General features: G+C 39.3%; 17 protein-coding genes. 3 read left to right on the top strand and 14 right to left on the bottom strand.

Features of this window, described 5'->3' with window-relative positions; translation table 11 throughout:
* Nucleotides 1–391 precede the first annotated feature (391 nt).
* Nucleotides 392–1,228, top strand: coding sequence for an ion transporter (locus tag RM541_RS12835; RefSeq protein WP_311500544.1), 837 nt, complete (start codon nt 392–394; stop codon nt 1,226–1,228).
* Nucleotides 1,221–2,129 carry a tRNA (adenosine(37)-N6)-dimethylallyltransferase MiaA gene (miaA, locus tag RM541_RS12840; RefSeq protein ID WP_311500545.1) on the top strand — a complete coding sequence of 303 codons (909 nt, stop codon included), beginning with the start codon at nt 1,221–1,223 and terminating at the stop codon, nt 2,127–2,129. Before RM541_RS12835 ends, miaA begins: the two co-directional genes overlap by 8 nt.
* On the opposite strand, the gene RM541_RS12845 is transcribed toward miaA, so the two are convergent.
* The 14 genes from RM541_RS12845 to RM541_RS12910 all read right to left on the bottom strand — a co-directional run bounded on the left by RM541_RS12845 (nt 2,110) and on the right by RM541_RS12910 (nt 23,363).
* Nucleotides 2,110–8,838 (bottom strand): Ig-like domain-containing protein, encoded by a 6,729-nt coding sequence (locus RM541_RS12845; protein WP_311500546.1) that lies wholly within the window; start codon nt 8,836–8,838, stop codon nt 2,110–2,112. The two genes, miaA and RM541_RS12845, sit on opposite strands and share 20 nt — an antisense overlap.
* A 262-nt stretch (nt 8,839–9,100) precedes the next feature.
* Nucleotides 9,101–9,823, bottom strand: a complete 723-nt coding sequence (locus RM541_RS12850) for a response regulator transcription factor (protein WP_311494238.1) — start codon at nt 9,821–9,823, stop codon at nt 9,101–9,103.
* A 3-nt stretch (nt 9,824–9,826) separates the two neighbouring features.
* Nucleotides 9,827–11,392, bottom strand: a complete 1,566-nt coding sequence (locus tag RM541_RS12855) for a sensor histidine kinase (RefSeq protein WP_311500547.1) — start codon at nt 11,390–11,392, stop codon at nt 9,827–9,829.
* Between the two features lie 66 nt (nt 11,393–11,458).
* Nucleotides 11,459–12,049 carry a dephospho-CoA kinase gene (coaE, locus tag RM541_RS12860; RefSeq protein WP_311500548.1) on the bottom strand — a complete coding sequence of 197 codons (591 nt, stop codon included), beginning with the start codon at nt 12,047–12,049 and terminating at the stop codon, nt 11,459–11,461.
* A 902-nt stretch (nt 12,050–12,951) separates the two neighbouring features.
* The gene (locus RM541_RS12865; protein WP_311500549.1) at nt 12,952–13,824 is read right to left on the bottom strand and encodes a YbbR-like domain-containing protein; all 873 of its coding nucleotides are present in this window, start codon (nt 13,822–13,824) and stop codon (nt 12,952–12,954) included.
* Nucleotides 13,825–13,882: 58 nt separating this feature from the next.
* Entirely contained in the window at nt 13,883–14,905 is a 1,023-nt protein-coding gene (locus RM541_RS12870) for a glycosyltransferase family 2 protein (protein ID WP_311500550.1), read from the bottom strand.
* A gap of 99 nt (nt 14,906–15,004) precedes the next feature.
* Nucleotides 15,005–15,829 (bottom strand): enoyl-ACP reductase FabI, encoded by an 825-nt coding sequence (locus RM541_RS12875; RefSeq protein WP_311500551.1) that lies wholly within the window; start codon nt 15,827–15,829, stop codon nt 15,005–15,007.
* Nucleotides 15,830–16,250: 421 nt separating this feature from the next.
* Complete coding sequence (recN, locus tag RM541_RS12880) at nt 16,251–17,906, bottom strand: DNA repair protein RecN (protein WP_311500552.1); 1,656 nt, start codon at nt 17,904–17,906, stop codon at nt 16,251–16,253.
* Nucleotides 17,907–17,966: 60 nt separating this feature from the next.
* Complete coding sequence (gene porD / locus RM541_RS12885; protein ID WP_311500553.1) at nt 17,967–18,854, bottom strand: type IX secretion system protein PorD; 888 nt, start codon at nt 18,852–18,854, stop codon at nt 17,967–17,969.
* Nucleotides 18,847–20,055: a bifunctional phosphopantothenoylcysteine decarboxylase/phosphopantothenate--cysteine ligase CoaBC gene (coaBC, locus tag RM541_RS12890; RefSeq protein ID WP_311500554.1), complete on the bottom strand. Its 1,209-nt coding sequence runs from the start codon at nt 20,053–20,055 to the stop codon at nt 18,847–18,849. Before coaBC ends, porD begins: the two co-directional genes overlap by 8 nt.
* A 12-nt stretch (nt 20,056–20,067) precedes the next feature.
* Nucleotides 20,068–20,394: a DNA-directed RNA polymerase subunit omega gene (locus RM541_RS12895; RefSeq protein WP_311494247.1), complete on the bottom strand. Its 327-nt coding sequence runs from the start codon at nt 20,392–20,394 to the stop codon at nt 20,068–20,070.
* Nucleotides 20,395–20,407: 13 nt separating this feature from the next.
* Nucleotides 20,408–21,217, bottom strand: coding sequence for an outer membrane protein assembly factor BamD (locus RM541_RS12900; RefSeq protein ID WP_311500555.1), 810 nt, complete (start codon nt 21,215–21,217; stop codon nt 20,408–20,410).
* Nucleotides 21,218–21,363: 146 nt separating this feature from the next.
* Nucleotides 21,364–22,239 (bottom strand): 4-hydroxy-tetrahydrodipicolinate synthase, encoded by an 876-nt coding sequence (dapA, locus tag RM541_RS12905; RefSeq protein ID WP_311500590.1) that lies wholly within the window; start codon nt 22,237–22,239, stop codon nt 21,364–21,366.
* A 425-nt stretch (nt 22,240–22,664) separates the two neighbouring features.
* Entirely contained in the window at nt 22,665–23,363 is a 699-nt protein-coding gene (locus tag RM541_RS12910) for a hypothetical protein (RefSeq protein WP_311500556.1), read from the bottom strand.
* 143 nt (nt 23,364–23,506) lie between these two features.
* On the opposite strand from RM541_RS12910, the gene RM541_RS12915 reads away from it, so the two are divergent.
* The gene (locus tag RM541_RS12915; RefSeq protein WP_311500557.1) at nt 23,507–24,268 is read left to right on the top strand and encodes a 5'-nucleotidase C-terminal domain-containing protein; all 762 of its coding nucleotides are present in this window, start codon (nt 23,507–23,509) and stop codon (nt 24,266–24,268) included.
* Nucleotides 24,269–24,309: the final 41 nt, after the last annotated feature.

The raw sequence follows: 24,309 nt of genomic DNA on the forward strand, positions 1-24,309 counted from the left end.
TTACAGCAAAGAAACCGGGGGTGAGAAGACGAGACTGCTTAACCTCCGAACCAAAGAATTTCTCCAAAAATGGCAATTATCGACTATAAGTTTTGCCACGAATGCACGAAAAACTTTTAAATGCTTCCGCAGAACCCCTTCCCGTGATTCTCCTGGTTCTTGCCTCCTGATTCTTGCCTCCTGGTTCCTAATTCAATTTAAGATGAAGTCTCTAATATGGCAATTATGGACCTACAGTTTTTGCTTTGTCATCCCGAACTTACTTCAGCATCTCATTTCATTTAGTAAATTAATAACCTGAACCTTTTAACAATCTTCGTATTTCTTTACTTCGTCCCTCGTACTTCGGTTAAATTCTTTAAATTTGGAAGTCTTCTAACATAAATTGGCATTGAAAGAAAACAGACCCACTCCAAACTGGAAACTAAAGCTTCATGAAGTAATTTATGAAGCCGATACGCCGGCAGGAAAATTCTTTGATATTGCCCTTCTTGTGGTAATACTCATAAGTGTTGCCCTCGTGATGCTGGAAAGTGTTCCGGAATATTTTCAGAAATATTACTGGCAATTCTATGTTGCAGAATGGATAATCACTATCATTTTTACCATAGAATATATCCTGCGTATTATAAGTATCAGAAGGCCTAAGGCCTATATTTTCAGCTTCTATGGAATTGTAGATTTACTTTCTACGTTGCCAAGCTATATAGGCTTCTTTATTGGCGGGGCAAACCTTCTATTTGCCATTAGAGCATTAAGACTGCTCAGGATTTTTAGGATTTTGAAGATCAGCCGTTATATTGGCGAATCCAATAAACTAAAAGAAGCTCTTAGAAATAGCCGGCCTAAAATTATAGTTTTTCTTTTCGCGGTACTTATTGTGTGCATCATTGCAGGAACACTAATGCATCTTGTTGAAGGGGAGACCGGTGGATTTACCAATATCCCGCTAAGCATTTACTGGTGTATTGTCACCCTCACTACCGTAGGATTTGGCGATATTGCTCCTGTAACGCCTTTAGGAAGATTTATTGCTTCTTTTATTATGATCACTGGCTACGGAATTATAGCAGTGCCTACAGGAATTGTAACTTCGGAATATGGCAGAGCAAATTCTGCTGTTAAAAATACGATCAAAAACAGCCAGGTTTGTCCTGTTTGTAACGAACAGAATCACCTGGACAAAGCCGAATTTTGCCATAACTGCGGAAACAAACTCAATGCCTGAAAATTTCCTCATTAGCATTGTCGGGCCTACTGCTATTGGTAAAACTGCACTGGGGATAAAATTAGCACAACATTTTAATACGGAAATTATTTCTGCAGACTCCCGGCAGTTCTTTAAAGAAATGCAAATTGGTACCGCAGTTCCCGAAGAACAAGAACTGGCTGCGGCTCCGCATCATTTCATCCAGCATATTTCTGTAGAAGAGGAATATTCGGTGGGGGATTTTGAACGGGATGCCATTGCTAAACTAGATGAACTCTTTCAGCGTAAAAAGGTTGTGGTAATGGTTGGCGGGAGCGGACTTTACGTTAAAAGTGTTATTGAGGGCCTGGATTATTTTCCGGAAGTAGATCCACAGATTAGAGCAAATCTCAACAACGAGAGCCTGGAATATCTACAGCGAAAATTGGCAAATTTCGACCCTGACTACTACGCAAAAGTAGATACTGAGAATCCGCACCGGCTTATCCGTGCACTGGAAATTTGTATAGGAACCGGAAAACCTTATTCTTCATTTTTAAACAGAAAAAAAGAATCCCGAAATTTCCATAGTATACAAGTAGGCCTTGTTGCTGAAAGGGAAAAAATCTATGATCGTATTAATCTTCGCGTAGATAAAATGATGGAAGCAGGTTTATTTAAAGAAGCCTCAAATCTCTTTCCAAAACGGCATCTTAACGCTCTGAACACGGTGGGTTACAAAGAACTTTTCCTGCACCTTGAAGAAAAAATTCCGCAGGAAGAAGCAGTAGCCGAAATCAAGAAAAATACCCGGCGTTTTGCGAAAAGACAATTGACCTGGTTTCGAAAAGATGATGCTATAAAATGGTTTGAAAGCACTACGCCACCTGATGATATTATAGCTTACACAGAAGAACAAATTAAAGATTCCTTACAATAACCCTTCGGATTAGTTCCTCTTCCCTGCCGTTTCTTAAAATCATAAGCCGAAGCACATAAACAGCAGTTTCCACCTCTCCAAGGCTCATCGCATATTCGGTAACTGTTTCGTCATAATTAATGTGACCTATAAACCTGCCGCGCATATCGTACGCCCGTATGTTTGTAATCACCACATTGGACGGCGTATTGATTTTAAAGCTGCCATTGTTAGGGTTTGGATATACAAAAACGTAATCATCCTCATCCAGAGGGGTGCCGCAGGTTCCCAGTGGCGTATTTACAAAAACCGTAAAACTTGTGGTCGTGGCATTGTCACTCTCGTCTGTTACTGTTAAATTTACAAGGTTAGCGCCTTTATGTGAACAATTAAATTCATCCTGACTTACCTCATACCTGAGTTCATTTGAACAGTTATCTGTAGCTGTAACTATAGATTGCAAGTCTTCTTCTGTAAGAACAGCAATACCGTTCTGGTTAATATCTATTCCAATGTTATTTACAGTTACCTGCGGCTTAAAATTTTCTGCAACGGTTACAGAAAATTCGCAAAAGGTCTCTTCCCCATTTTCGGTATAGTAGAAACGCTCGCGATTAACCCCAACATCTTCGCAGGTAAAATAAGTTCTGCTAACAGAAAGTTCTCCGGAAGGATTCCCGGTGTAGACATCATCAATATTCAAATAGGCTTCTCCATTTACGTCAAGCTCCAGGGTAACACCATTTACGCAGCTTACGGGTCCATCGTCTTCTCCAATTACAGTTACAATAGTTTCACAAGTACTTGAATTTCCGGCGGCATCAGTCACCGTTAGAGTTACCATGTTATCGCCAAGATCTTCAGTCGTAAAAATATTTTGATCGATGCTCATTTCAACAATTCCGCAGTTATCGTTAGAATTAAAGTCAAGTTCTTCCGCAGTAAGACTGGCCATACCGTCTGTAAGACTCAGTAAATATCCATCAACACAATTAGCCACCGGGGTCACATTATCTTCTAAAAACAGGTTAAATGAGCACTCGTCAGACATTCCATTTAAGGTGGCGGTAAGAGTAACTACGGTATCTTCGGAAACCATTTCACCTTCCTGCGGACTCTGGGTCACTACCGCATTGGGATTACTTACTGTCGCCATCGCTGTATAATCGGGTACCTGAAAACTGCAATTTTCGAGCAAGGCTTCAGTCTGATCTTCAGGACACGATATTTCCACCACTTCTTCAGAAGTTAATATCAGCGGAAAACTGCAGGTAGTACTATTTGCGGAATTATCTGTTGCGGTAAGTGTAATTTCAACCTCATCCCCCGCAGAAACTGAAGTTCCCGGTGCAGGATCCTGAACGACAGTCGCTAAACCACAATTATCGGTTATCATTATTTCTTCAGCATAATCGGGTAAAATAAAAGTACCATCAGCATTTTGCTGTTCATATATTTCTTCGGGACATGCTAAGAAAGGGGCAGTTTGATCCTGCATTACCACCTGGAAGTAACATATCTGTGTCTCCTCTCCCGCAGTTGCAGTTAGCTGAATCTGCTGTGTCTCATAGATCATCGTTCCCGGTGCGGGAGATTGTGCAATTTCCGCCGTTGTGAGGTTCACTTCGGCTAATGACCTATAATCCGGAAGTAAAAACTGACAGTTTTCATCAAAAGCCTCCACCTGGTCAATTGGGCAGTTAATATCCAGAGATGGCGTGGTGGCGGAAACATTAATAGTAACAGTGGCAATTTCTGAAACATTTTCACCATCGTTTAACCGGTAAGTAAAGGAATCCTCCCCAGTAAAATTATCCAGCGGACTGTAAGTAAAAGAACCATCAGGATCCCTATCTACCGCACCCTGAGGAGGGCTAATAATTTCAATTTGAGGCAAATTTGCCTGATTAAAACTGTCGTTAACCAGAATTCCATTTTGTTCAGAAACATAAAACAGCTGGGAGTTGTCTTCAACAAAATACTCGTCATCTCTTGCCACCAGCCTGTCGGTGATTGCTTCTTCCTCTAAAGTAAGCTGGAAACTGCAGGAATTATCATTTCCAGAAACATCTTCTACGGTAAAAGAAATATCCTGACTTGCATAAATTATTTCTCCCGGAGCAGGAGTTTGTATGATAATAAGGTCTTCTTCTGAAGTACAATTATCTGAAACCGCTACTTCAGCACGATAATCTGTTACTATAAAACCAACTTCAGGGTCGAAATTTGCCGTTTTAGGGTCCGGACAAGTTTCGATTTCCGGAATTTCATTATCTATTATAGTAACTGTAAACGTACAGGTGGCGGTAAGTCCGTTTTCACCTGTAGCTGTAAAAGCAACTTCTGTAGGACCAAACGGGAAGTTATCTCCAGGACCTAAATCACTCATTAGTTGCACAGCAACAGGATTTCCTTCACTATCTGTAGCTTCCGGAACGGGAAAATGTACAACAGCTTCACATAATCCCGGAGCTGCTTCCTGTGTCATACCATTTGCACTTGGGCAATCCACAAAAGTTGGAGCAACTTCATCTGTAACTTCATTAAGTGTGAGCGTAAAAGAACATTCTTCCAGATTTCCTGAAGCATCTTCTACGGTAAAGGAGATCTGCTGGTTTCCATAAATCACTTCTCCCGGTGCAGGATCCTGAACAAGATTTTGTCGCAATTCTTCTTCATCTGTACAGGCATCTGAAACCGCTACTTCACTGCGATAGTCCAGAACTGTAAAACCGACTTCCGGATCAAAATTTGCCGTTTTTGGACCGGGACATGTAATTTGAGGTGCTACATCTTCGGTAACTATTACGCGTATATCACATTCCACAAAATTTCCCGCTTCATCTGTAGCTCTATAGGTGACCCTATGTTCCCCTACCGGAAAACGGTCTTCAAATCCCAAATCGCTGGTAGGTTCTACTGAAACTTCTCCGGAATTATCTGTAGCTTCAGGCATTTCAAAAGGCGCTGCCACATCACATTGGCCTGTAGCTGTTGTTACTGTAATATTTTCTTCAGGGCAGTTGGTAAAAACTGGTGCTTCCAAATCTGCATTTGGCTGAACTTCTATAATAAAACTACAGGAAGAAAAATTCCCAAATTCATCTGTTGCGGTATAAGTTACTACTGTTTCTCCTAATGGAAAAAATTCTCCCACCTCAGGACCTTCTATATCGATTGTAAGATCCTCATCGCAATTATCTGTAAATTCGGGAGCTTCATAGATCACATTCCGTCCGGACTCTCCAAAATCAACAGTAAAAATCCTTCTGTTTTCTGCACAGTTTATTCTCTGCGGAGGCTTGTTATCTTCAACTGTGATTTCAGCAATGCATTCAGAAGACAATCCTGTTTGATTATCTATTACGCGAAGTGTAACTGAAACAGTATTTCCCACATCGGAGCAATTAAAACTTCTCTGACTAAGATTAAGACGTACATTATCAAGATCCGGGTCTGAACCGTAAACTTCTTCTGCAGTAAGTTGTGCCTGCCCATTGTCATCCAGATAAACAGTTTGATCTATACAGTTGGGTTCAGGTGGCGCAATTACAGTTATCATTACCGTCGCAGGATCAGAGACTAACTCGCCATCATTAGCAATATACGTAAAAGTATCTTCTCCAAAATAGCCGGAATCCGGTGTGTAAATGAACGAGCCATCTGAATTTAAAGTTATCGTTCCATTTTCAGGTTGAGTTGCAATGGCTGCGGTTAATTCGTCACCTTCAGGATCACTGTCGTTTCCTAAAACTCCCGGAGCAGGAATTGTAAGTGATTCATCCTGATTCGTGTCATACTCATCATCATTGGCAAAAGGAGCTGTGTTGGGTGGAGTTACTTCATTTACAGTAATAGTTACCGTGGCTTCATTGGAATCTAAATTTCCATCATTAGCGACGTACGTAAAAGTATCTTCTCCAAAATAGCCGGAATCCGGTGTGTAAATGAACGAGCCATCTGAATTTAAAGTTACCGTTCCATTTTCAGGTTGAGTTGCAATGGCTGCGGTTAGTTCGTCACCTTCAGGATCACTGTCATTTCCTAAAACACCGGGTGCTGGAATGGTAAGTGCTTCATCCTGGTTAGTACTGTATTCGTCATCATTATTCGCTAAAGGAGCTGTGTTGGGTGGAGTTATTTCATTTACAGTAATAGTTACCGTGGCTTCATTGGAATCTAAATTTCCATCATTAGCGACATAAGTAAAAGTGTCTTCCCCGAAAAACCCTGAATCCGGAGTGTAAGTAAAAGAGCCATCTGAATTTAAAGTTACCGTTCCATTTTCAGGTTGAGTTGCAATGGCTGCGGTTAATTCGTCACCTTCAGGATCACTGTCGTTTCCTAAAACTCCCGGAGCAGGAATTGTAAGTGATTCATCCTGGTTAGTACTGTATTCGTCATCATTATTCGCTAAAGGAGCTGTGTTGGGTGGAGTTACTTCATTTACAGTAATAGTCACCGTAGCTTCATTGGAATCCAGATTTCCATCATTAGCAATATACGTAAAAGTATCTTCTCCAAAATAGCCGGAATCCGGTGTGTAAATGAACGAGCCATCTGAATTTAAAGTTATCGTTCCATTTTCAGGTTGAGTTGCAATGGCTGCGGTTAATTCGTCACCTTCAGGATCACTGTCGTTTCCTAAAACTCCCGGAGCAGGAATTGTAAGTGATTCATCCTGATTCGTGTCATACTCATCATCATTGGCAAAAGGAGCTGTGTTGGGTGGAGTTACTTCATTTACAGTAATAGTTACCGTGGCTTCATTGGAATCTAAATTTCCATCATTAGCGACGTACGTAAAAGTATCTTCTCCAAAATAGCCGGAATCCGGTGTGTAAATGAACGAGCCATCTGAATTTAAAGTTACCGTTCCATTTTCAGGTTGAGTTGCAATGGCTGCGGTTAGTTCGTCACCTTCAGGATCAGTGTCGTTTCCTAAAACACCGGGTGCTGGAATAGTAAGTGCTTCATCCTGGTTAGTACTGTATTCGTCATCAATATTCGCTAAAGGAGCTGTGTTGGGTGGAGTTATTTCATTTACAGTAATAATTACCGTGGCTTCATTGGAATCTAAATTTCCATCATTAGCGACATAAGTAAAAGTGTCTTCCCCGAAAAACCCTGAATCCGGAGTGTAAGTAAAAGAGCCATCAGGATTTAAAATTACCGTTCCATTTTCAGGTTGAGTTGCAATGGCTGCTGTTAGATCATCACCTTCAGTATCAGTGTCGTTTCCTAAGACACCGGGTGCTGGAATGGTAAGTGCTTCATCCTGGTTAGTACTGTATCCGTCATCATTATTCGCTAAAGGAGCTGTGTTTTCATCTTCTTCAGAAGGCTCGACTGTTATTGTGAAGGTACAAATATCAGTAAGACCAAAATTATCTGTAGCCGTGAATTCAATGGTATGAGTTCCAACTGGAAATTCGGTTCCGGAGGGATACCCGCCTGTTTGTTCTACTTCAGCCTCGCAATTATCTGTAGCCTCTGGATCATTAAATTCTACTTCAGCAAAAGCAGTACCTGATTGTGCGGTAACCGTAATGTTTTCTGGGCACGTAGTAATTACCGGCCCCTCAAAACTGTCAAAGGAGGGAGTTCTTTCATATATCTCAAGGTCCGATTCTAATGAATTTGGAATGAACCTATGACCAAAGAAATTATCAATATGTAGTAATGGTATAACATTTGAATTAAGCAGGTACATTTTATCACAATTGTTAAAAGCTATATCAATCGGGAATTCAATTTTTTCTTGGTAAAAATCTACTAAGGATTGATTTGGATCAAATATTTTAATTCCGAAAGCATTGTCTTCTATCCCATGATAAACCTGATGGCTAAATTCAATAGCCTCAGTAAGACCAGTATTTGAAAAATCAAGTAACTCGCCAAAGTTAATCTCTCCGGCATATTCGACGACATGGAGGTAATCAAAATCATCAAATATTAAACTACCCGGAGATTGTACATTCCCAAGTCTTCCTTCATAGTTAAGGTTTCCATTAAAAATTAATACAGCTGGATCGTCATCTCCCGCCTGACTCACAAAAATTTTTCCCTGAGAATTGACAGCAATACGATAAGGCACTTTTACATCGACACTGTTCACTTCATCACGATTTTCCGTTTGCTTATCATAAACAGATATCCGGCTAAACTCACTTCCCTGATCAGGTCCCTGCTCACCGTCATAGTATTCGGCTATGTAAATATTCTCGGAATCCACATCTATACCCATTGGCCTATAAAAGCCAATATAAATTATCCTATCTGGATTTCCCTCAGGATCAAAAACCCTTATTTTTCCATGTCTGCTAAAATTCGAGTCGTTATCGGAGTAATCGGCAATATAAAGGAATCCCTCATCATCAATAGCAATATCTAATGGACTCTCCAAATAACTCGGATCAATAAAGTTATTCTCTCCAATTTGTCCATCAGCATTCCGTTTATCGACACCACTTCCAAAAGACAAGGTGTAGACATTATCCTGGGAATCAGTTGCAACAGCAATAGTTAAATTGTCTGGATTCAGATTAGATAAACCAACCGGTGGTAAACCCACTACAGCATCCCACATATATTCAGGAACTACATCAGCAGGGTCCTGCCCCACAACATCCTGAGGCACAAAAAAGAAGAAAAATATAAGCACAAAAAGTCCTAACGGAGAGATTCCAGTTAAGATTTTCTTTGTAGGGTAGAAAGAAGAACTTATCATCTAAGGCTAAGCGTCATGGTCATACTTCAGCCGCAAAGATAAGTATAGTTTAAAGAAGTCTGTAGGGCTATTTGTTAAGTTTTGCCCCTACTTTTAACACAATAAAAATTCCAGGAAAGTCTTAAATAGTTAAAGATCAGCTGTCAATAACTGCCAGTTTAAGAGACTGGCTATACCGTTTCAAGGTTTAGGAAAAACTTCCATTTCAAAAATCTGTGTTCCTGAAATGGAAGCTTCACTAAGAAACTGAAATTTTAAATATTTAATCTTCGTCCTTCTCCTCGTTCTTTACTACGAGACGGAATCCTTCCCCGTGAATGTTCAGGATCTCTACGTTTTCGTCTACTTTAAGGTATTTACGCAGTTTTGCAATGTATACGTCCATACTCCTGGAAGTAAAATAGTTGTCGTCTCTCCAGATCTTGGTAAGTGCAAGTTCCCTTGGCATCAAATCGTTTTCATGAAGTGCAAGAAGACGCAGTAACTCGTTCTCTTTAGGAGAAAGTTTTTGTGGTTCACCGTTGTCATAGGTTAAAAACCTCAGTTTTGAATTTAAGTGAAATTTCCCAATCTCAAATTCAAACTGCTTGCTATCGGCGACACTGTCGGTAGCCTTACGTTGCATAATCGCCTTAATCTTCATCAACAGTACTTCACTGTCAAATGGTTTATTAAGATAATCATCTGCCCCAACTTTATAGCCTTTAAGCACATCCTCCTTCATCGCTTTGGCGGTTAGGAAAATAATCGGGATTTCTTCGTTCTTGTCACGTATTTCTTTGGCAAGCGTGAAACCGTCTTTATAAGGCATCATCACATCCAGGATACAAAGGTCGAAATCGTCTTTTTTAAACTTTTCAAAACCTTCCATTCCGTTTTTGGCATGAGTAACTTCATAATCGTTCATGGCCAGATAATCTTTTAAGACCGTTCCGAAATTCGGATCGTCTTCTACTAATAAAATTTTCTTTTCTTCAGTTTCCATATATTAAGATATTAGTGGTAATTTAATTATAAATGTTGTTCCTTTTCCTTTTTCGCTTTCCACATAGATTTCCCCGTGATGGTCTTCAATAATCTGCTTTGCATATGCCAGACCCAAACCATGGCCTTTTACATTGTGGATATTGCCTGTGTGTTCGCGATAAAACTTATCAAATATTTTCTTCTGGACCGCTCTTGTCATCCCGGCTCCCTGGTCCCTTATTTTCAGGATGATCATATTTTTTACATTCTCTGTATAAAGGTCAATTTTAGGCTGATTTGGACTGTACTTAATTGCATTGTCGAGTATGTTGACGATCACATTAGTAAAATGGTCCTCATTAGCCAAAATTGATGATTTTAGAGCTGCAAAGTGGGTCTGGACATATCCGCCACGATCTTCCACAATTAATTCCACATGCGTGATAGCGTCTTTAATAATCTCGTGCAGCCTGTGTCTTTCTTTCTTTAGGTCGAGCTCGTTTTTTTCCAGTTTTGATATACGCAGCACGTTCTCTACCTGTGCATGCATCCTTTTATTTTCGTCTCTTATCATCCCAAGATAGCGATTCACCTTTTCCTTATCGTTTATAATCTTCGGATTTTTTATCGCATCTAAGGCCAGGTTAATAGTTGCTATAGGTGTCTTAAACTCATGCGTCATATTATTAATAAAATCGGTCTTGATCTGTGAAATCTGCCGTTGCTTTATAAGTTGCGAGAGCGCACTGGAATAAGCAATCACTATTATTAAAGTAAGTACGATTGACAATACAGCCATAAGAACAACAGACGACAGTACCACTTCCTTCTTGCCCATGAAATTCACGATAAGCCTGTAATTACTGTTTCCATTAGTATCCCCAAATAACGGAACTCCATAAGTTGCCGGGTGATCCAGGGAAAAATTATCTGAATGCAAATTCGTTGCAATAGAATTATTAAAAACAGCAAATTCAAATTCACTCTTTACATCCCGCCGCTCAAGCTCTGTTCTTAGAAGGTTCTCAATAGTCTCCTCGCTCACCCTGCTGTGCACGGGTAATTTTTCTGTAACTCCCGCAATTAGACGGCGCAGTGATTCTTTTTCCACATCCTTCATGCGTACCATTCGCTCTATCTGCTCCTGCGCACTTACATCCTGACCATCAATCTTTTTAGTGATTATATTGGTGACTCGTTTATTGATGAGCTTCGTAAATTGAATACTATCCTGATCTGCATCTAAAAACCCGGACGATATCTTATAATCTTCCTCTAAAAAAGACTCTGACTGGAAGAAATCTTCATTCCGCAATTTGTCCCTGTCCAGGCTAAAATATTCGGTAAGGGTAACGCCCTGCAGCGAACTGTTGTTTTTATCTATCGAATCAAACCTGAACCAGTAACTTTCGAGTTCTCTATTCTGAATTTCTTCAGAAACACTTAAAAGCACCTGTTTGGCATCATAAGAAAACTGCGCTTCCCTGTCGTCTATTGTTGTCTTAATCCAATATCCCTGGACGAAAATAATGCCGATAAGAGAGAGGCTCATTAGGACAACGAGAAGGAAAAAAATCTTCTTATTCATGCCTCAAAAGTAAGATTTTAACATTTAGAGGTCTGAGGGTTTAACCAAATGTTAACAGAACTTAGGCTAATTTTTACGCGCTTTTAAGAGAATCATGTGAAGACTTTCTACATCCCGGCGGGTTTGCTCCAGCTGAAGATTCTGGATCTGGAAATCGGCCAGTTTTGCCTTACGTTCATCATCCCATTGATTGTTCATTCTTGCCTCGATATCTTCTCCAGAACTATTATCGCGCGCCTTAATACGTTTAATTTTTTCTTCGTGTGGCGCAGTGACCAGGATGGTGTAATCGCATTTATTGTTTCCGCCTTTTTCAAATAAAATGGCAGCTTCGTAAATAACATAAGGCGCGTCCTGCTGTAATTTCCAGTTCTCGAAATCTGCAGCCACGGCAGGATGAATAATATTATTAAGAAGGTTCAATTTTTCCTGGTCATTAAAAACCCTGGAAGCAATAAATTTTCTGTCGGGAAGATTGTCACGGTAGGAATCTGAACCAAAAAGAGAGGTGATTTCTCTTTTTAGATTTTCAGAAGTATTCATTAGCTGTTTTGCAGCGTCGTCTGCAATGTAAACCGGAATTCCCAGTTCCTTAAAAAAATTAGCCACGGTAGTTTTTCCGCTTCCAATCCCGCCGGTAAGGCCTACAACTTTCATCTTATTATTATTTCTAATTGTTTATTTTACAGGAGACTAGAAGCAATAAACCCCTCGACTCTACTCTGAGAGACATTTGTTTTCATTGCTACTTAGTCATCCTCTTTCTTGCCTCCTGTTTCCTGTTTCAGTTTAAAGATAAAGTCTCTAAAATGACAATTATTGACCTCCTTATCTGCCACGAATCCACGAATAAAGTTTTATTCACTTTGTACTTTGAAATTCGCTCCTTGCCCTTCTGAATGCTCTGGTATAAAGGAGAAAATTTTCTGTAACCAATCGACCTCTCGACTCCGCTCGAGGTGACATCCGCCATTTCATTGCTAGTTAGCCATCCTCGTTCTTGCCTCCTGCCTCCTGTTTCCTGTTTCCTGTTTCAGTTTAAAGATGAAGTCTCTAAAATGACAATTATACCTCCTTATCTGCCACGAATCCACGAATAAAGTTTTATTCACTTCGTACTTTGAAATTCGCCACTTGCCCTTCTGAATGCTCTGGCATAAAGGAGAAAATTTTCTGTAACCAATCGACCTCTCGACTCCGCTCGAGGTGACATCCGCCTTTTCATTGCTACTTAGTCATCCTCGTTCTTGCCTCCTGTTTCCTGCTTCAGTTCAAAGATGAAGTCTCTAAAATGACAATTATACCTCTTTATCTGCCACGAATCCACGAATAAAGTTTTATTCACTTCGTACTTTAAAATTCGCCCCTTGCCCTTCTGAATGCTCTGGTATAAAGGAGAAAATTTTCTGTAAACAATCGACCTCTCGACTCCGCTCGAGGTGACATCCGCTTTTTCATTGCTACTTAGTCATCCTCGTTCTTGCCTCCTGTTTCCTGTTTCAGTTTAAAGATGATGCTCTAAAATGACAATTATTGACTTCTTTATTTCGTACTTCTATTTATTTCTTGATCACAAACTGGATCTTTCGCTCACTCAGCCTAACCTGGGTCACAAAATCCGGTTTTTCCACAACTTCAGCTATAAAGTAGTCTTCGCCCTCGTTCACCTTACTATAATCACACACCACCTTGAAATCTGAAGCCTCTACTTTATCATAATCTTCCAGGTTCACCTGGTAATACAGCAAAATCCGTTTTGGAAAATAAGAGAGGTTCAGGTTATCGGGCACGTTAATTACATCAACCAGGATCTGCACACTACCTTCAGTGAATTTCTCTACCTCGAGTGCGTATTTTACTTCAGTTTTATAAAAATTAAGCATTCCCAGGTTTGTAGTATCAATTGGAACTGTTCCAGAGATATCGCGGTTAACGTCGTTTCTTTTGAGGTTCACCGTCTGCACCCTGCTAATCGTATCGATAATATTCTCAGGCCCACTCACTGTAATTGAATCTGGCTCCAACCTCACATTTTCTCCCGCGGAATAGCCTACAGCGTAACTTACATTTATATTTGGAATAACGGCGACCCGGGTTTCCTTTTTCGGCTGAAAAGGGATTACAATTTCATCTTCAAGAAAAGTGGAATTTTCAAAATCCATCTGCAGTTCCTCTGAAATTTCATTAAGGTTACTTTCGATTTTGTAAACAAGATTTCCCTCTTGGACTTCAGCATCTACAAGATCTATATTCAGTTCCGGCTTAAAAAGCTGATAGTAAATAATAAAAAAACCCTGGTCCTGGATACGCATAGGCACGCTCTCTGGTTTCTCATTGGAAATACTTTTGTCCAGCGGAGCATTGGAATAGTGTAAAGGAATCTGAATTATCTGAGTATACTCTTTAGAAAGTTGCACCAAAAGCCAGGTCAATGCCGAAAAAAATAAAAAGACAGAGAATGTCTTGACGCTCGATCTTTTAAAACTCGGCCTACCTATTTTGAATGTGCGCATCTTTAAAAAATAATTGAGGAAACGCTTCTTCCTCGTTTCTATTTAAAATTTGAATTTGGTAATATGATTTTAGAAATCCATAGCCATAACCCGAAAATTGTATAAAAACTGCCGGCATTGCCAAAATGCCAATTTTCAGACTTCTATTTCTCACGGCAGCATCTATGCCAATGACACCGAAATATAAGATATATATCGCAACAAAAATAGTAATGCCGAAAATTGCCAAAATAAGGGATATACCTAAACCTACTATAAAAATTGAAGGAAACCAATACGTGATTTTTGCAGATCCCGGGTGCCATTTGTTCAAAATGGGCCTTACCAGTCCAAATTTCTTTACCTGGAGATAGAATTTACTCCAGTCAATTCGGCGTTTATGAAAAACTTTAGCTTCGGGAATAAGGCAGGTGCTAAAATTGGCAATTATCAACCTTAACGATAAATCTGGATCTTCGCCGGGATGGATTCTTCCGAAGCCACCGGTTTTCTCAAAAGCTTCTTTAGAAATTCCCATATTAAAGCTACGGGGCTGAAACTTATTTATCGAAGATTTCTTCCCGCGGATTCCGCCGGTGGTTAAAACCGAAGTCATGCTGTAATCTATCGCTTTTTGAAGATCGCTGAAGGATTTATGTGCTGTATCTGGCCCTCCAAAACAATCGCAGTAGTTATACTTCAGAAAAAGATCGACCTGATTTAAATAATCTGGAGGAAGTATTACATCGGAATCCAGGATCAGGAAATAATTGCCTTTTGCCCGTTCCATTCCGTAGTTTCGGGAACTTCCGGGACCGGAATTCGGTTTAAAATAATAGCTTATTTCAAGTTGATCTCGAAATTCTGAAACAACTTCTTCAGAAGAAATTGTTGAGCCATCTTCTATAATCACCACTTCAAAAGGAGCTTCAAAATTAAGCTGAAGCATACTTTGCAGCAATTCCCTGGTTTCTTCCGGACGGTTAAAAACAGGAATTATAAAAGAATAATTCAAAGTCATCTCATATACTGATAATAAAAAAGGATGTTCAAAAAGCCAATTCGTCTAATTGACGACATTACTTCCTTAACAGCCTTTCCCTATTTTATGCGGAAGTAATTACTCTTCCTGGTCTTTTACAAAAGCATCCATCACCTGCTGGCTCACTCCCATGTTTGAGAATCCGCCGTCGTTGTATAAATTCTGAAGTGTCACCCTTTTTGTCAAATCTGAAAACAGGGAAACCGTATAATCTGCGCAATCCTGGGCGGTTGCATTGCCCAGCGGCGACATTTTATCTGCATAAGCAATAAATCCGTCAAAACCTTTCACGCCCTGCCCTGCCGTAGTAGGTGTTGGCGATTGTGAAATGGTATTTACCCGAACTTTTTTCTCTTTTCCGAAGAAATATCCGAAGCTACGTGCGATAGATTCCAGATAGGCTTTGTTATCTGCCATGTCATTATAATCTGGAAAAACCTTTTGAGCAGCGATATAAGAAAGGGCAACGATACTTCCCCACTCGTTCATCGCGTCTTTTTTGTACAACGCCTGCATGGTTTTATGAAAAGAAACCGCGGAAACATCCCATCCCTTAGTGGTATAATCATAATTCATATCTGTATAATGATTGCCTTTACGCACGTTTACAGACATCCCGATAGAGTGCAGTACAAAATCCAGTTTTCCTCCTAAAATCTCCTGTGCTTTCTCCACAAGGTTTTCAAGATCTTCAACTTTAGTGGCATCTGCAGGGATAATTTCGGCACCGGTTTTCTCTCCAAGGTTCTTGATACTTCCCATCCTCATTGCTATAGGCGCATTGGTGAGTACAAACTGTCCACCTTCTTCGTGTACACGTTCAGCAGTTTTCCATGCGATAGAATTCTCATCCAGCGCACCAAATATGATCCCTTTTTTTCCTTTTAGCAGGTTATATGACATTTTTTATTCTTTTTTGGTTGATAGCGGGTAAAGATAACAAAGATGTTTGAATTCTATTCGTCGTGAGAGGTTTTTCGTTTTTTGAGTAATGAGTAGTGAGTAGTGAGTAGTGAGTAGTGAGTAGTGAGTAGTGAGTAGTGAGTAGTGAGTAGTGAGTATAAATTTCACAATTCGTCGTTGCCTCACAAATCTGAATCAAGAAATTTGTTCACAATATCTCAAAGTTTTGTCTCTCTTCTTTCTCCCCTTTTTACTGTTTAACTCCTTCACTCTATCATTTGTCATTATTACATCAGCACATTTCCACATTAGCAGATTTCCACATCAGCACATTTTCAGATCACTCTTCACTTTTCACTTTGTCATTTTCAAATTTTCAAATCCACACATTTTCAAATTGCTTTTTCACCCTCCACTAAAATCACTCACTCAACAACTCCTTAGCGTGTGCGCGTGCCGATTCGCTAATGTTGTTACCTCCCAGCATCATGGCCAGCTCTTCTACCCTATCTGGAGTTTCAAGCGGCTTTATTTTTGTGGTGGTGGTCTCTGCTGTGTCTTCCTTGAATATTTTGAAATGACTATTCCCTTTTCCTGCAATTTGCGGAAGATGTGTAATGGCAATTACCTGCATATTGTTACCCATTCGCTGAAGGATCTCCCCCATTTTTTGAGCAATATCACCCGAAACTCCGGTATCAATCTCATCAAAAATAATAGTAGGTAAATTACTTTGCGCAGCAAGTATGCTCTTTACCGCCAGCATGATCCTGGAAAGTTCCCCGCCGGAAGCTGCTTTTTTCATTTCCTTAAATTCCCCTCCTTTATTTGCTGCCAGGTACCACGATAACTGATCCTGTCCATTTGGTAAAAAGGTTTTTTGCTTCTCAAGATCAATTTTCAGCCTTGCATTTGGCATGCCAAGTGACGCAAGGGTTTCTTCAGCTTCGAGGATAAACGGCGGAATAATTTTTTTCCGGTTTGCGTGGAGTTTATTTGCAACTTTTTTTAATTCGGCTTCTTTATCGGCAATGGCTTTGTTTAAATCAGAAAGATCGCTTTCTGCGTTTTCACTCGCCAAAACTTTCTTCTGAAGTTCTTCCTGGATTTCCTGTAATTCTTCTATACTGCCCGCAGCATGTTTCTTCTGAAGGTTGTAAATAAGCTGAAGTTTTGTATTGGTAGCTTCCAGTTCTTCAGGGTTTGCCTCTACTTTTTCCAGCGCTCCGGCTATTTCTTCAGCAATATCATCGAGCTCAATAATAACGCTCTGCACCCGCTCATGCATGCTGCCATAGTTTGCCGAAAATGTTGAAATTTTGGCAAGGTTTGTCCTAACTTCTTTTAAGGTTTCAAGACTTCCGATTTCCTCCTGGGTAACATTAATAAGGGCTGCACTTAACTGCTCGGTTAATTCTTCTACATTATTCAGCTCTTCATAACGTTCTTCCAGCTCTTCCTGCATTCCGGGTTTAAGCTTGGCTTCCTGGAGCTCATTCAGTAAAAATAAATTGTAATCGTATTCTTTTGCGGCCTGCGCCTGCTCTTCTTTTAGGTCGACCGCTCTTTTTTGCAGTTTTCGATATTCTTTTAGATGCTGTTTATATTCTATAGTTACGCCTTCATTTTTAGCAATGGTATCAATTACCTGGAACTGATAATCTATATTCCCAAGACTCAGCGTTTCATGCTGACTATGAATATCGATTAAATAAGCGCCCAATGCATTTAAAGCATTCAGATTGACAGGAGTATCATTTACAAAAGCACGTGATTTACCCGAGGCAAGAATCTCTCTTCGGATAATAGTCGTTGACTCGTAATCCAGATCTTCCGCAGAGAAAAAATCCTTCAGCTTATAATTTGAAATATTAAAGCTGCCCTCTATAACGCATTTTTTATCTGAATTTCGGATTGCGCCATAGTCTGCCCTGTTGCCTAAAAGAAGGCCCAGCGCGCCAAGCATTATAGATTTTCCTGCACCGGTTTCCCCAGTAATTGTAGTAAAACCCGGCTGAAGATTAATATTAATATCTTCTATTAAAGCGTAATTTTTTATTGAAAGTGCTGTTAGCAATGTCGAGAATTTTGAGCCTAAAGATACCTAAGAAATAATTGCGAATCAAACTAATTGCACTTATTGAAGACTATTCCAGTTTCTGGAATATCGCGGTGCAATATTATTTAAAGTCTGAACTAATGGAGTTAGCGGAATTTCTGGTCCACCACCAAAAACACGTTCAATTTCATCTGCTTTTGAATCGAAAAAAGTACGCAACAGCAGGGAATTTGACCTGCGGCTATTCATTACTTCCAGCTTTTCCAGAGCTCCGGCAATTGCCATTTTTCCCGCCAAAAGGTCTGTATGCATTACATCCAGGCCAAGACGATGATATTCGTATAAAGCAGCACGATATTCTGCATAGGAGTTGGAAAGCAAATCTGTATTTAATCTATAGCGTGAACGTGAACCGTCTGCCCCTCTCCAGCCCTGGGAATTTCCCTGCTGCGAGGTAGTTACAATTCTGTTTGCTTCTTCATAATACTCAGAGCCGCCATTTAGCTGAAACGTATCGGCGTCCATACCTAAAATAGTAAAGACATAGAAGGAAACCACCGAGACAAGATTGGATACATACGAATTCTCTGTGTAATTTAATGGTTGATACTCCCTGTAATTAAAGCTGAATTGTTCATCATTAAAATTAAACACAGGAGAAATCATAGAAGTTCCGAAAACCGGACGGGAGGATTGTACCTGGATAGTCCCACTGAAGGATTCCCCTTCAAAACTGTTAATGGTAATAAACATACTACAGTTAATCCGTTCGTTATTTTCAAATTCCAGGTTCGTCCAGGTATTCTGGTTTACAAAATCTGAAAGCGACCGTTGCAAAGTGCTGAAAACTGAAAGATTGCTCTGCCCGGTTTGTTCTGCATTAATCACAATTTCGCAGTTAAGTTCCTGGGCGCTGCCTAAGCTGAAGCTAATGAAACACAGAAAAAATATGAGAAAACTACGCATCGAATAATTTTACAACTTCATTTAAAATATCCCGGGCCACTTCATTTTTAGGTTTTACCTGAAAATCAATTTTCCTGTCAGGATAGACAATAGTTATTTTGTTGGTATCCTTTTTAAAGCCTGCTCCTATGTCCTGCATAGAGTTTAGAACAATAAAATCCAGATTCTTTCTTTTTAGTTTTCCTTTGGCATTTTCCAGCTCGTTGTTAGTTTCCAAAGCAAAACCTATAAGTTTCTGAGTGGTTTTTTGTGACCCCAGTCCGGCAAGTATATCCTGCGTCCTGGTTAATTCTATGCTAAACTGCTCCTCAGACTTTTTGATCTTTTGATCTGCCACTACTTTAGGTTTATAATCTGAAACCGCAGCGGCCGCGATCACTACATCTACATGCTGAAAACTGGCATTTACAGCATCATACATATCCTGCGTGCTTACCACTCTTATTAACTCTATCTCTTTATTTTTAACATGGAGATGTGTGGGTCCTGAAATCAGGATCACCTTAGCACCGAGTGCTGCAGCAGCTTCTGCAAGTTCAAACCCCATTTTTCCGCTGGAGTGGTTTCCTATAAAACGCACAGGATCTATAGCTTCGTATGTGGGCCCCGCAGTTATTAAAATTGTTCTGTTCTTAAGCGGTAAACCCTCAGAAAGAACTTCTTCAAGAAAATGAATGATTTCTTCCGGCTCTGCCATTCTGCCTTCACCAGTCAATCCGCTGGCAAGTTCGCCTGTACCTGCGGGTATCATAATATTTCCATAGTTCTCCAGCGTTCGGAAACTATTTTTTGTGGACGGATGCTTGTACATATCCAGATCCATGGCCGGGGCAAAAAACACCGGACATTTGGCCGAAAGATAAGTGGCAAGTAAAAAATTATTGCTGTTTCCTGTGGCCATTTTGGAAAGTGTATTGGCCGTTGCCGGGGCAATAAGCATAAAATCTGCCCAAAGACCCAGCTCTACATGGCTGTTCCAGACCTGATTTTTTTCTTCTTCTTTAGTAAAAGAAGACAAAACTTCATTTTTGGAAAGCGTAGATAAGGTAAGCGGAGTTATAAAATCCTTAGAAGCCGGTGTCATGATAACTTTTACATGAGCACCGGCTTTAATAAATAATCTTACTAAAGAGGCTGTTTTATATGCAGCAATTCCGGCAGTGATGCCTAAAAGAACCTTCTTGCCTCTTAGTACAGACATGTTTTAATTTTACTAAGCTTCTGAATCCAGTGTATTGCGGTAATAGATTTTTTCATCTAACCACTCCTGTACTGCCAATGCATGCGGCTTAGGTAATTTTTCGTAAAATTTAGAAACTTCTATCTGTTCCTTATTTTCGAAAATTTCGTCCAGACTGTCGTTATAAGTTGCGAATTCATCAAGCTTCTCAAGCAATTCTTTTTTTATTTCAGAATTAATTTGGGTTGCTCTTTTGGAGATGATAGAAATAGCCTCATAAATATTACCAGTTGGGGCATCTACTGCATTCCTGTTATAAGTTACACTGTTTACCGGTGCATCTGTTTTCTTTATATCCATCTTACTTGTATTATTAAAAGTTTTGTAATCTCGCATCTATGTCATCAAGGGATGCTTCTATTGCATCACCATATTCACCTTCAGGATAATACTTCCTGTAAGCTGTATAATATTCCTTTGCTTCCACCAACCGCTCCTCCATGAGTTGCAGGTAACTGTTAATTGCCAATTCATAAGCCGAATCAAATTTATAGTAAAAAGCAGCTTCCCTAAAAGGTGAACCAGGATAGGTAGTAATAAAATTATCAAAAGATACCACCGCAGCTTTATAATCCATAGTCTTATGATACTGCTTGGCAATTTCGTAAGCTTTTCTCTCAAGCTTTATCCGTAGTTCAGTAGCCATATCATTAGCCTGCTCTACATATTCCCCTTCCGGGTAAGTATCCAGGTAAGTTTGTAGTAAAACTATAGCTTTATCTGTTTCGGTTTGATCAAGAAAATATCTGGGTGACTCGTAATAGTTACTGGCTGCCATTTTAAACATGGCTTCTTCGGCTTTCTCACTCTCTGGATAAGTTTGCAGGAAACGTTCAAATTCAAAAGATGCCAAAAGATAATCTCCAACCTGATAATACGCATCGGCAACCAGGTAGCTTATTCTTTGCCCCTGTGGCTTCCCTCTTAGCTGAGGCATAAGTTGTTCGAACAGGCGTAAAGCTTTTCTCAGCTTTCTATTGCTATCTTCCTCAACGCCTTCATTATATAAATTTTCAGCGTAAGCATATTTTTCCCCGGTATCTTCGCTCTTCAGCATCTTTTGATATTCACCGCAGGACACTATAAGTAATACACAAAGAAGTAAGATTCCTTTTTTCATCATTTGTAAAAACATCTGGCAAAAGTACATTTTTCTGCACTATAAAAAAAACTTTCTACAGCTACAGGAATAACCCTTAAATCGACAAATTATTATATAAATTACCGGAGTTTTTAAAACCGTATGGATCTTTCTATGTGCCAGTAAGATTAAAAAGTATCTACAAAATCTTCAATTTTCTTCTGAAGAGAATCTGTAGCTTTCACGAGTGGCAATCGCAGATTATTCTTGCAGAGATCTTTTTTAGCCAGCAGTGCTTTAATTCCGGAAGGATTACCTTCAGCAAAAATAAGGCTTATAGAAGGTGCTATTTTATAATGAAGTTTGTACGCTTCTTTTGATTTTCCTTCCAGCCCTAATTTTACCATTTCCGAAAATTCTGCAGGAAACCCCTGCCCGATTACAGAAATCACTCCTTTACCCCCGGCAAGGATCATAGGCAAAGTTATCATATCGTCTCCCGAAATTACCAGAAAATCCTCGGGAACAAGGCTTATAAGATGCATGGCCTGGACCATATCACCCGCGGCCTCTTTTATACCAATTACATTAGGAATGTTACGGGCTATACGATTTACCGTCTCCGGAAGTATATTAGAGGACGTTCTTCCCGGTACATTATACAAAATGACCGGTTTTGGAGAGGCATCTGCTATTGCGCGAAAATGCTGATAAATACCTTCCTGTGTTGGCTTATTATAAAATGGCGAAACAGACAATACAGCTGCAAAATCCTCAAGATCTGACTCGCCAAGCTCTTCTACAAGCGCCATAGTATTATTTCCGCCAATCCCCAGTACCAACGGAAGCCGGCCGTTGTTTTTGGCAATTATCGTCGCAATAATTAACTCCTTTTCCTCTGAAGTAAGTGTAGCACTTTCTGCAGTAGTACCAAGTACTACCAGGTAATCTACCCCATTCTGGATTTGATCTTCTACAAGTTTTTCAAGTGCTGAAACGTCTACAGAGAAATCGTTATTAAAAGGAGTTATTAAAGCAACTCCTGTTCCCACCAAAGCATTCATCCTAATCAATTTATTCAATTCTTTTTAATAATGTTTAAAAACTCCTTTCTATTACAAAAAGTTTAGTTTTCTTACTGAAACTTTAAATCTGCAAAAATACAATTCCATCTTAGGGAGGCAATAAAAAATTCTATTCCCGCTATTCCCTACATTTTCAACAAATCTGAAAGTTTAAAACAACGTTTATATGAAAAGCCTTAGGAAAGAGGCTAATGCAAGACGCCGCTCCTTTTTGACCATTTTCATATCTTAATGGTAAATATTTTATTTACTGATTAAGGGGTACAAATGTAATTAAAATATAGAAAGACTAAAGTCTGCAATAGTTCTCAGCAGTACTTGTATGGCATTATTTAACACCTTTTCAATTTTTGTGAAATGCTGTACAGATATTTCCTCCAATAAACGGAAACAGAAAAGAATGTTTATAGAAACTGGTGGAGATCGATCCTCCTTTCTTTTGTGGTAAAAAAGAAAAAGATAAGCACCGCTGTAGCAAAATGTAAAATATTCTGCACAAGACTTAGCCCCAGGTCCAATAGATAAATTTGCTGCATATTTTCAAAAATACTGGCGAAAATTATAGCCAGTACGAGAGCTATAAAAAATACTGACTTTTTCGAATAAGAATTAATGTAATAGATAAGAGCTACTATAGCCAGAACAAGAAGGCTAAGGTAGTAGAACGCATAAATACTAAGTTCTGCCATGCTACCAGGATGCTCCTTTATCTTAAGAAAATGAAGTGCGAAAAAGTATCCGTTGATAAGAAAAAGAAAACCTCCAAAAAATAATATAAAATTATTTGATTGTACTTTTTTCGTAAAGCGTAAAGCCTCCCTACTTAACAGAAGATGAGCAGTGATTAATAGCAACAGTCTAAAAATAGTAAAATACCAAAAATCAGGGAAAAGAATTATTACTTCTGAGAAAAAAAATACGACGAGAAAACTTATTAAGTTATTATTCAAAAATCTTAAATCCTGAAAATACAGCCAAAGGGGAATTAAAAAGAATAAAAGACGGGAAGTCTCTTCCAGCAACTTCACCTGAAAAATAATGGCAAAAATATTTATCGTGAGGACAATAAAGGTTAGGGGCAGGAAAAGCTTTTTGATCTTCATAAATAGTCTTCGGGTGTGGCAATTTAAGAAAATATTATGAATTGTTTCAGTTATTAAAAAGTTAAGAATACAGGAATTACTTTTATAAGAAGGTTTCGGATTAAAGGCAGCAAACTCTATCTTTACATTTTTAATCAGAAATAATGAAGTCAATCCAAAAAGCAGCATACATTCTGGGGCTCATCGCCCTTGTTTCCTGTAATAACAAAGCTTACAGAAATTCTGAAATTTCAGGAAAAAGAATTCCGGTAGATCAGCAAATAAAAGAAGATACGGCTATTACAAATATCATACAGCCGTACAAAAAGCACATTAATACTACACTGGACAGTATACTGGCTTTTAATCCAACATCCCTATCTAAAACTGAAGGAAATTTAAATACAGCCATTGGAAATTTACTAGCAGATATTGTAATGGAACAGGCTAGCCCGGTTTTTAAAAACAGAACCGGCGAAGATATTGACATGGTAATGCTGAACCATGGAGGGATTCGCTCTACCTTAAACAAAGGAAATATTACAGCCAGATCTGCCTATGCCCTCATGCCGTTTGAAAACGAAATTGTAGTTGCCGAGCTGAAGGGTTCCAGGATTCAGGAAATGCTTCGCTACCTGGAGGATGCAGGAACTCCCCACCCTGTTAGCGGTATCAAAATACAGGTTGATAATAATTATAAATTAACTATGGCAAAAATCGATGGCCGGGAAATAGACAACAACAGGAATTATTTCGTAGCCACTTCAGATTATTTACAACAGGGCGGGGATAATATGAACTTTTTTAAGAATCCTGTAGCTCTCTACAATTTGGATTATAAATTACGGAATGCTATTATTGATTATTTTGGAAAGGTAGATACTTTGGATGCCAAAATCGACGATCGTTATATTATGATTGAATAGATCCAGATTTTCTCTATTTGCACTTAATCGCAGTGCTAAGT

The organism is Autumnicola psychrophila, from assembly GCF_031846645.1.
Taxonomy (GTDB): domain Bacteria; phylum Bacteroidota; class Bacteroidia; order Flavobacteriales; family Flavobacteriaceae; genus Autumnicola; species Autumnicola psychrophila.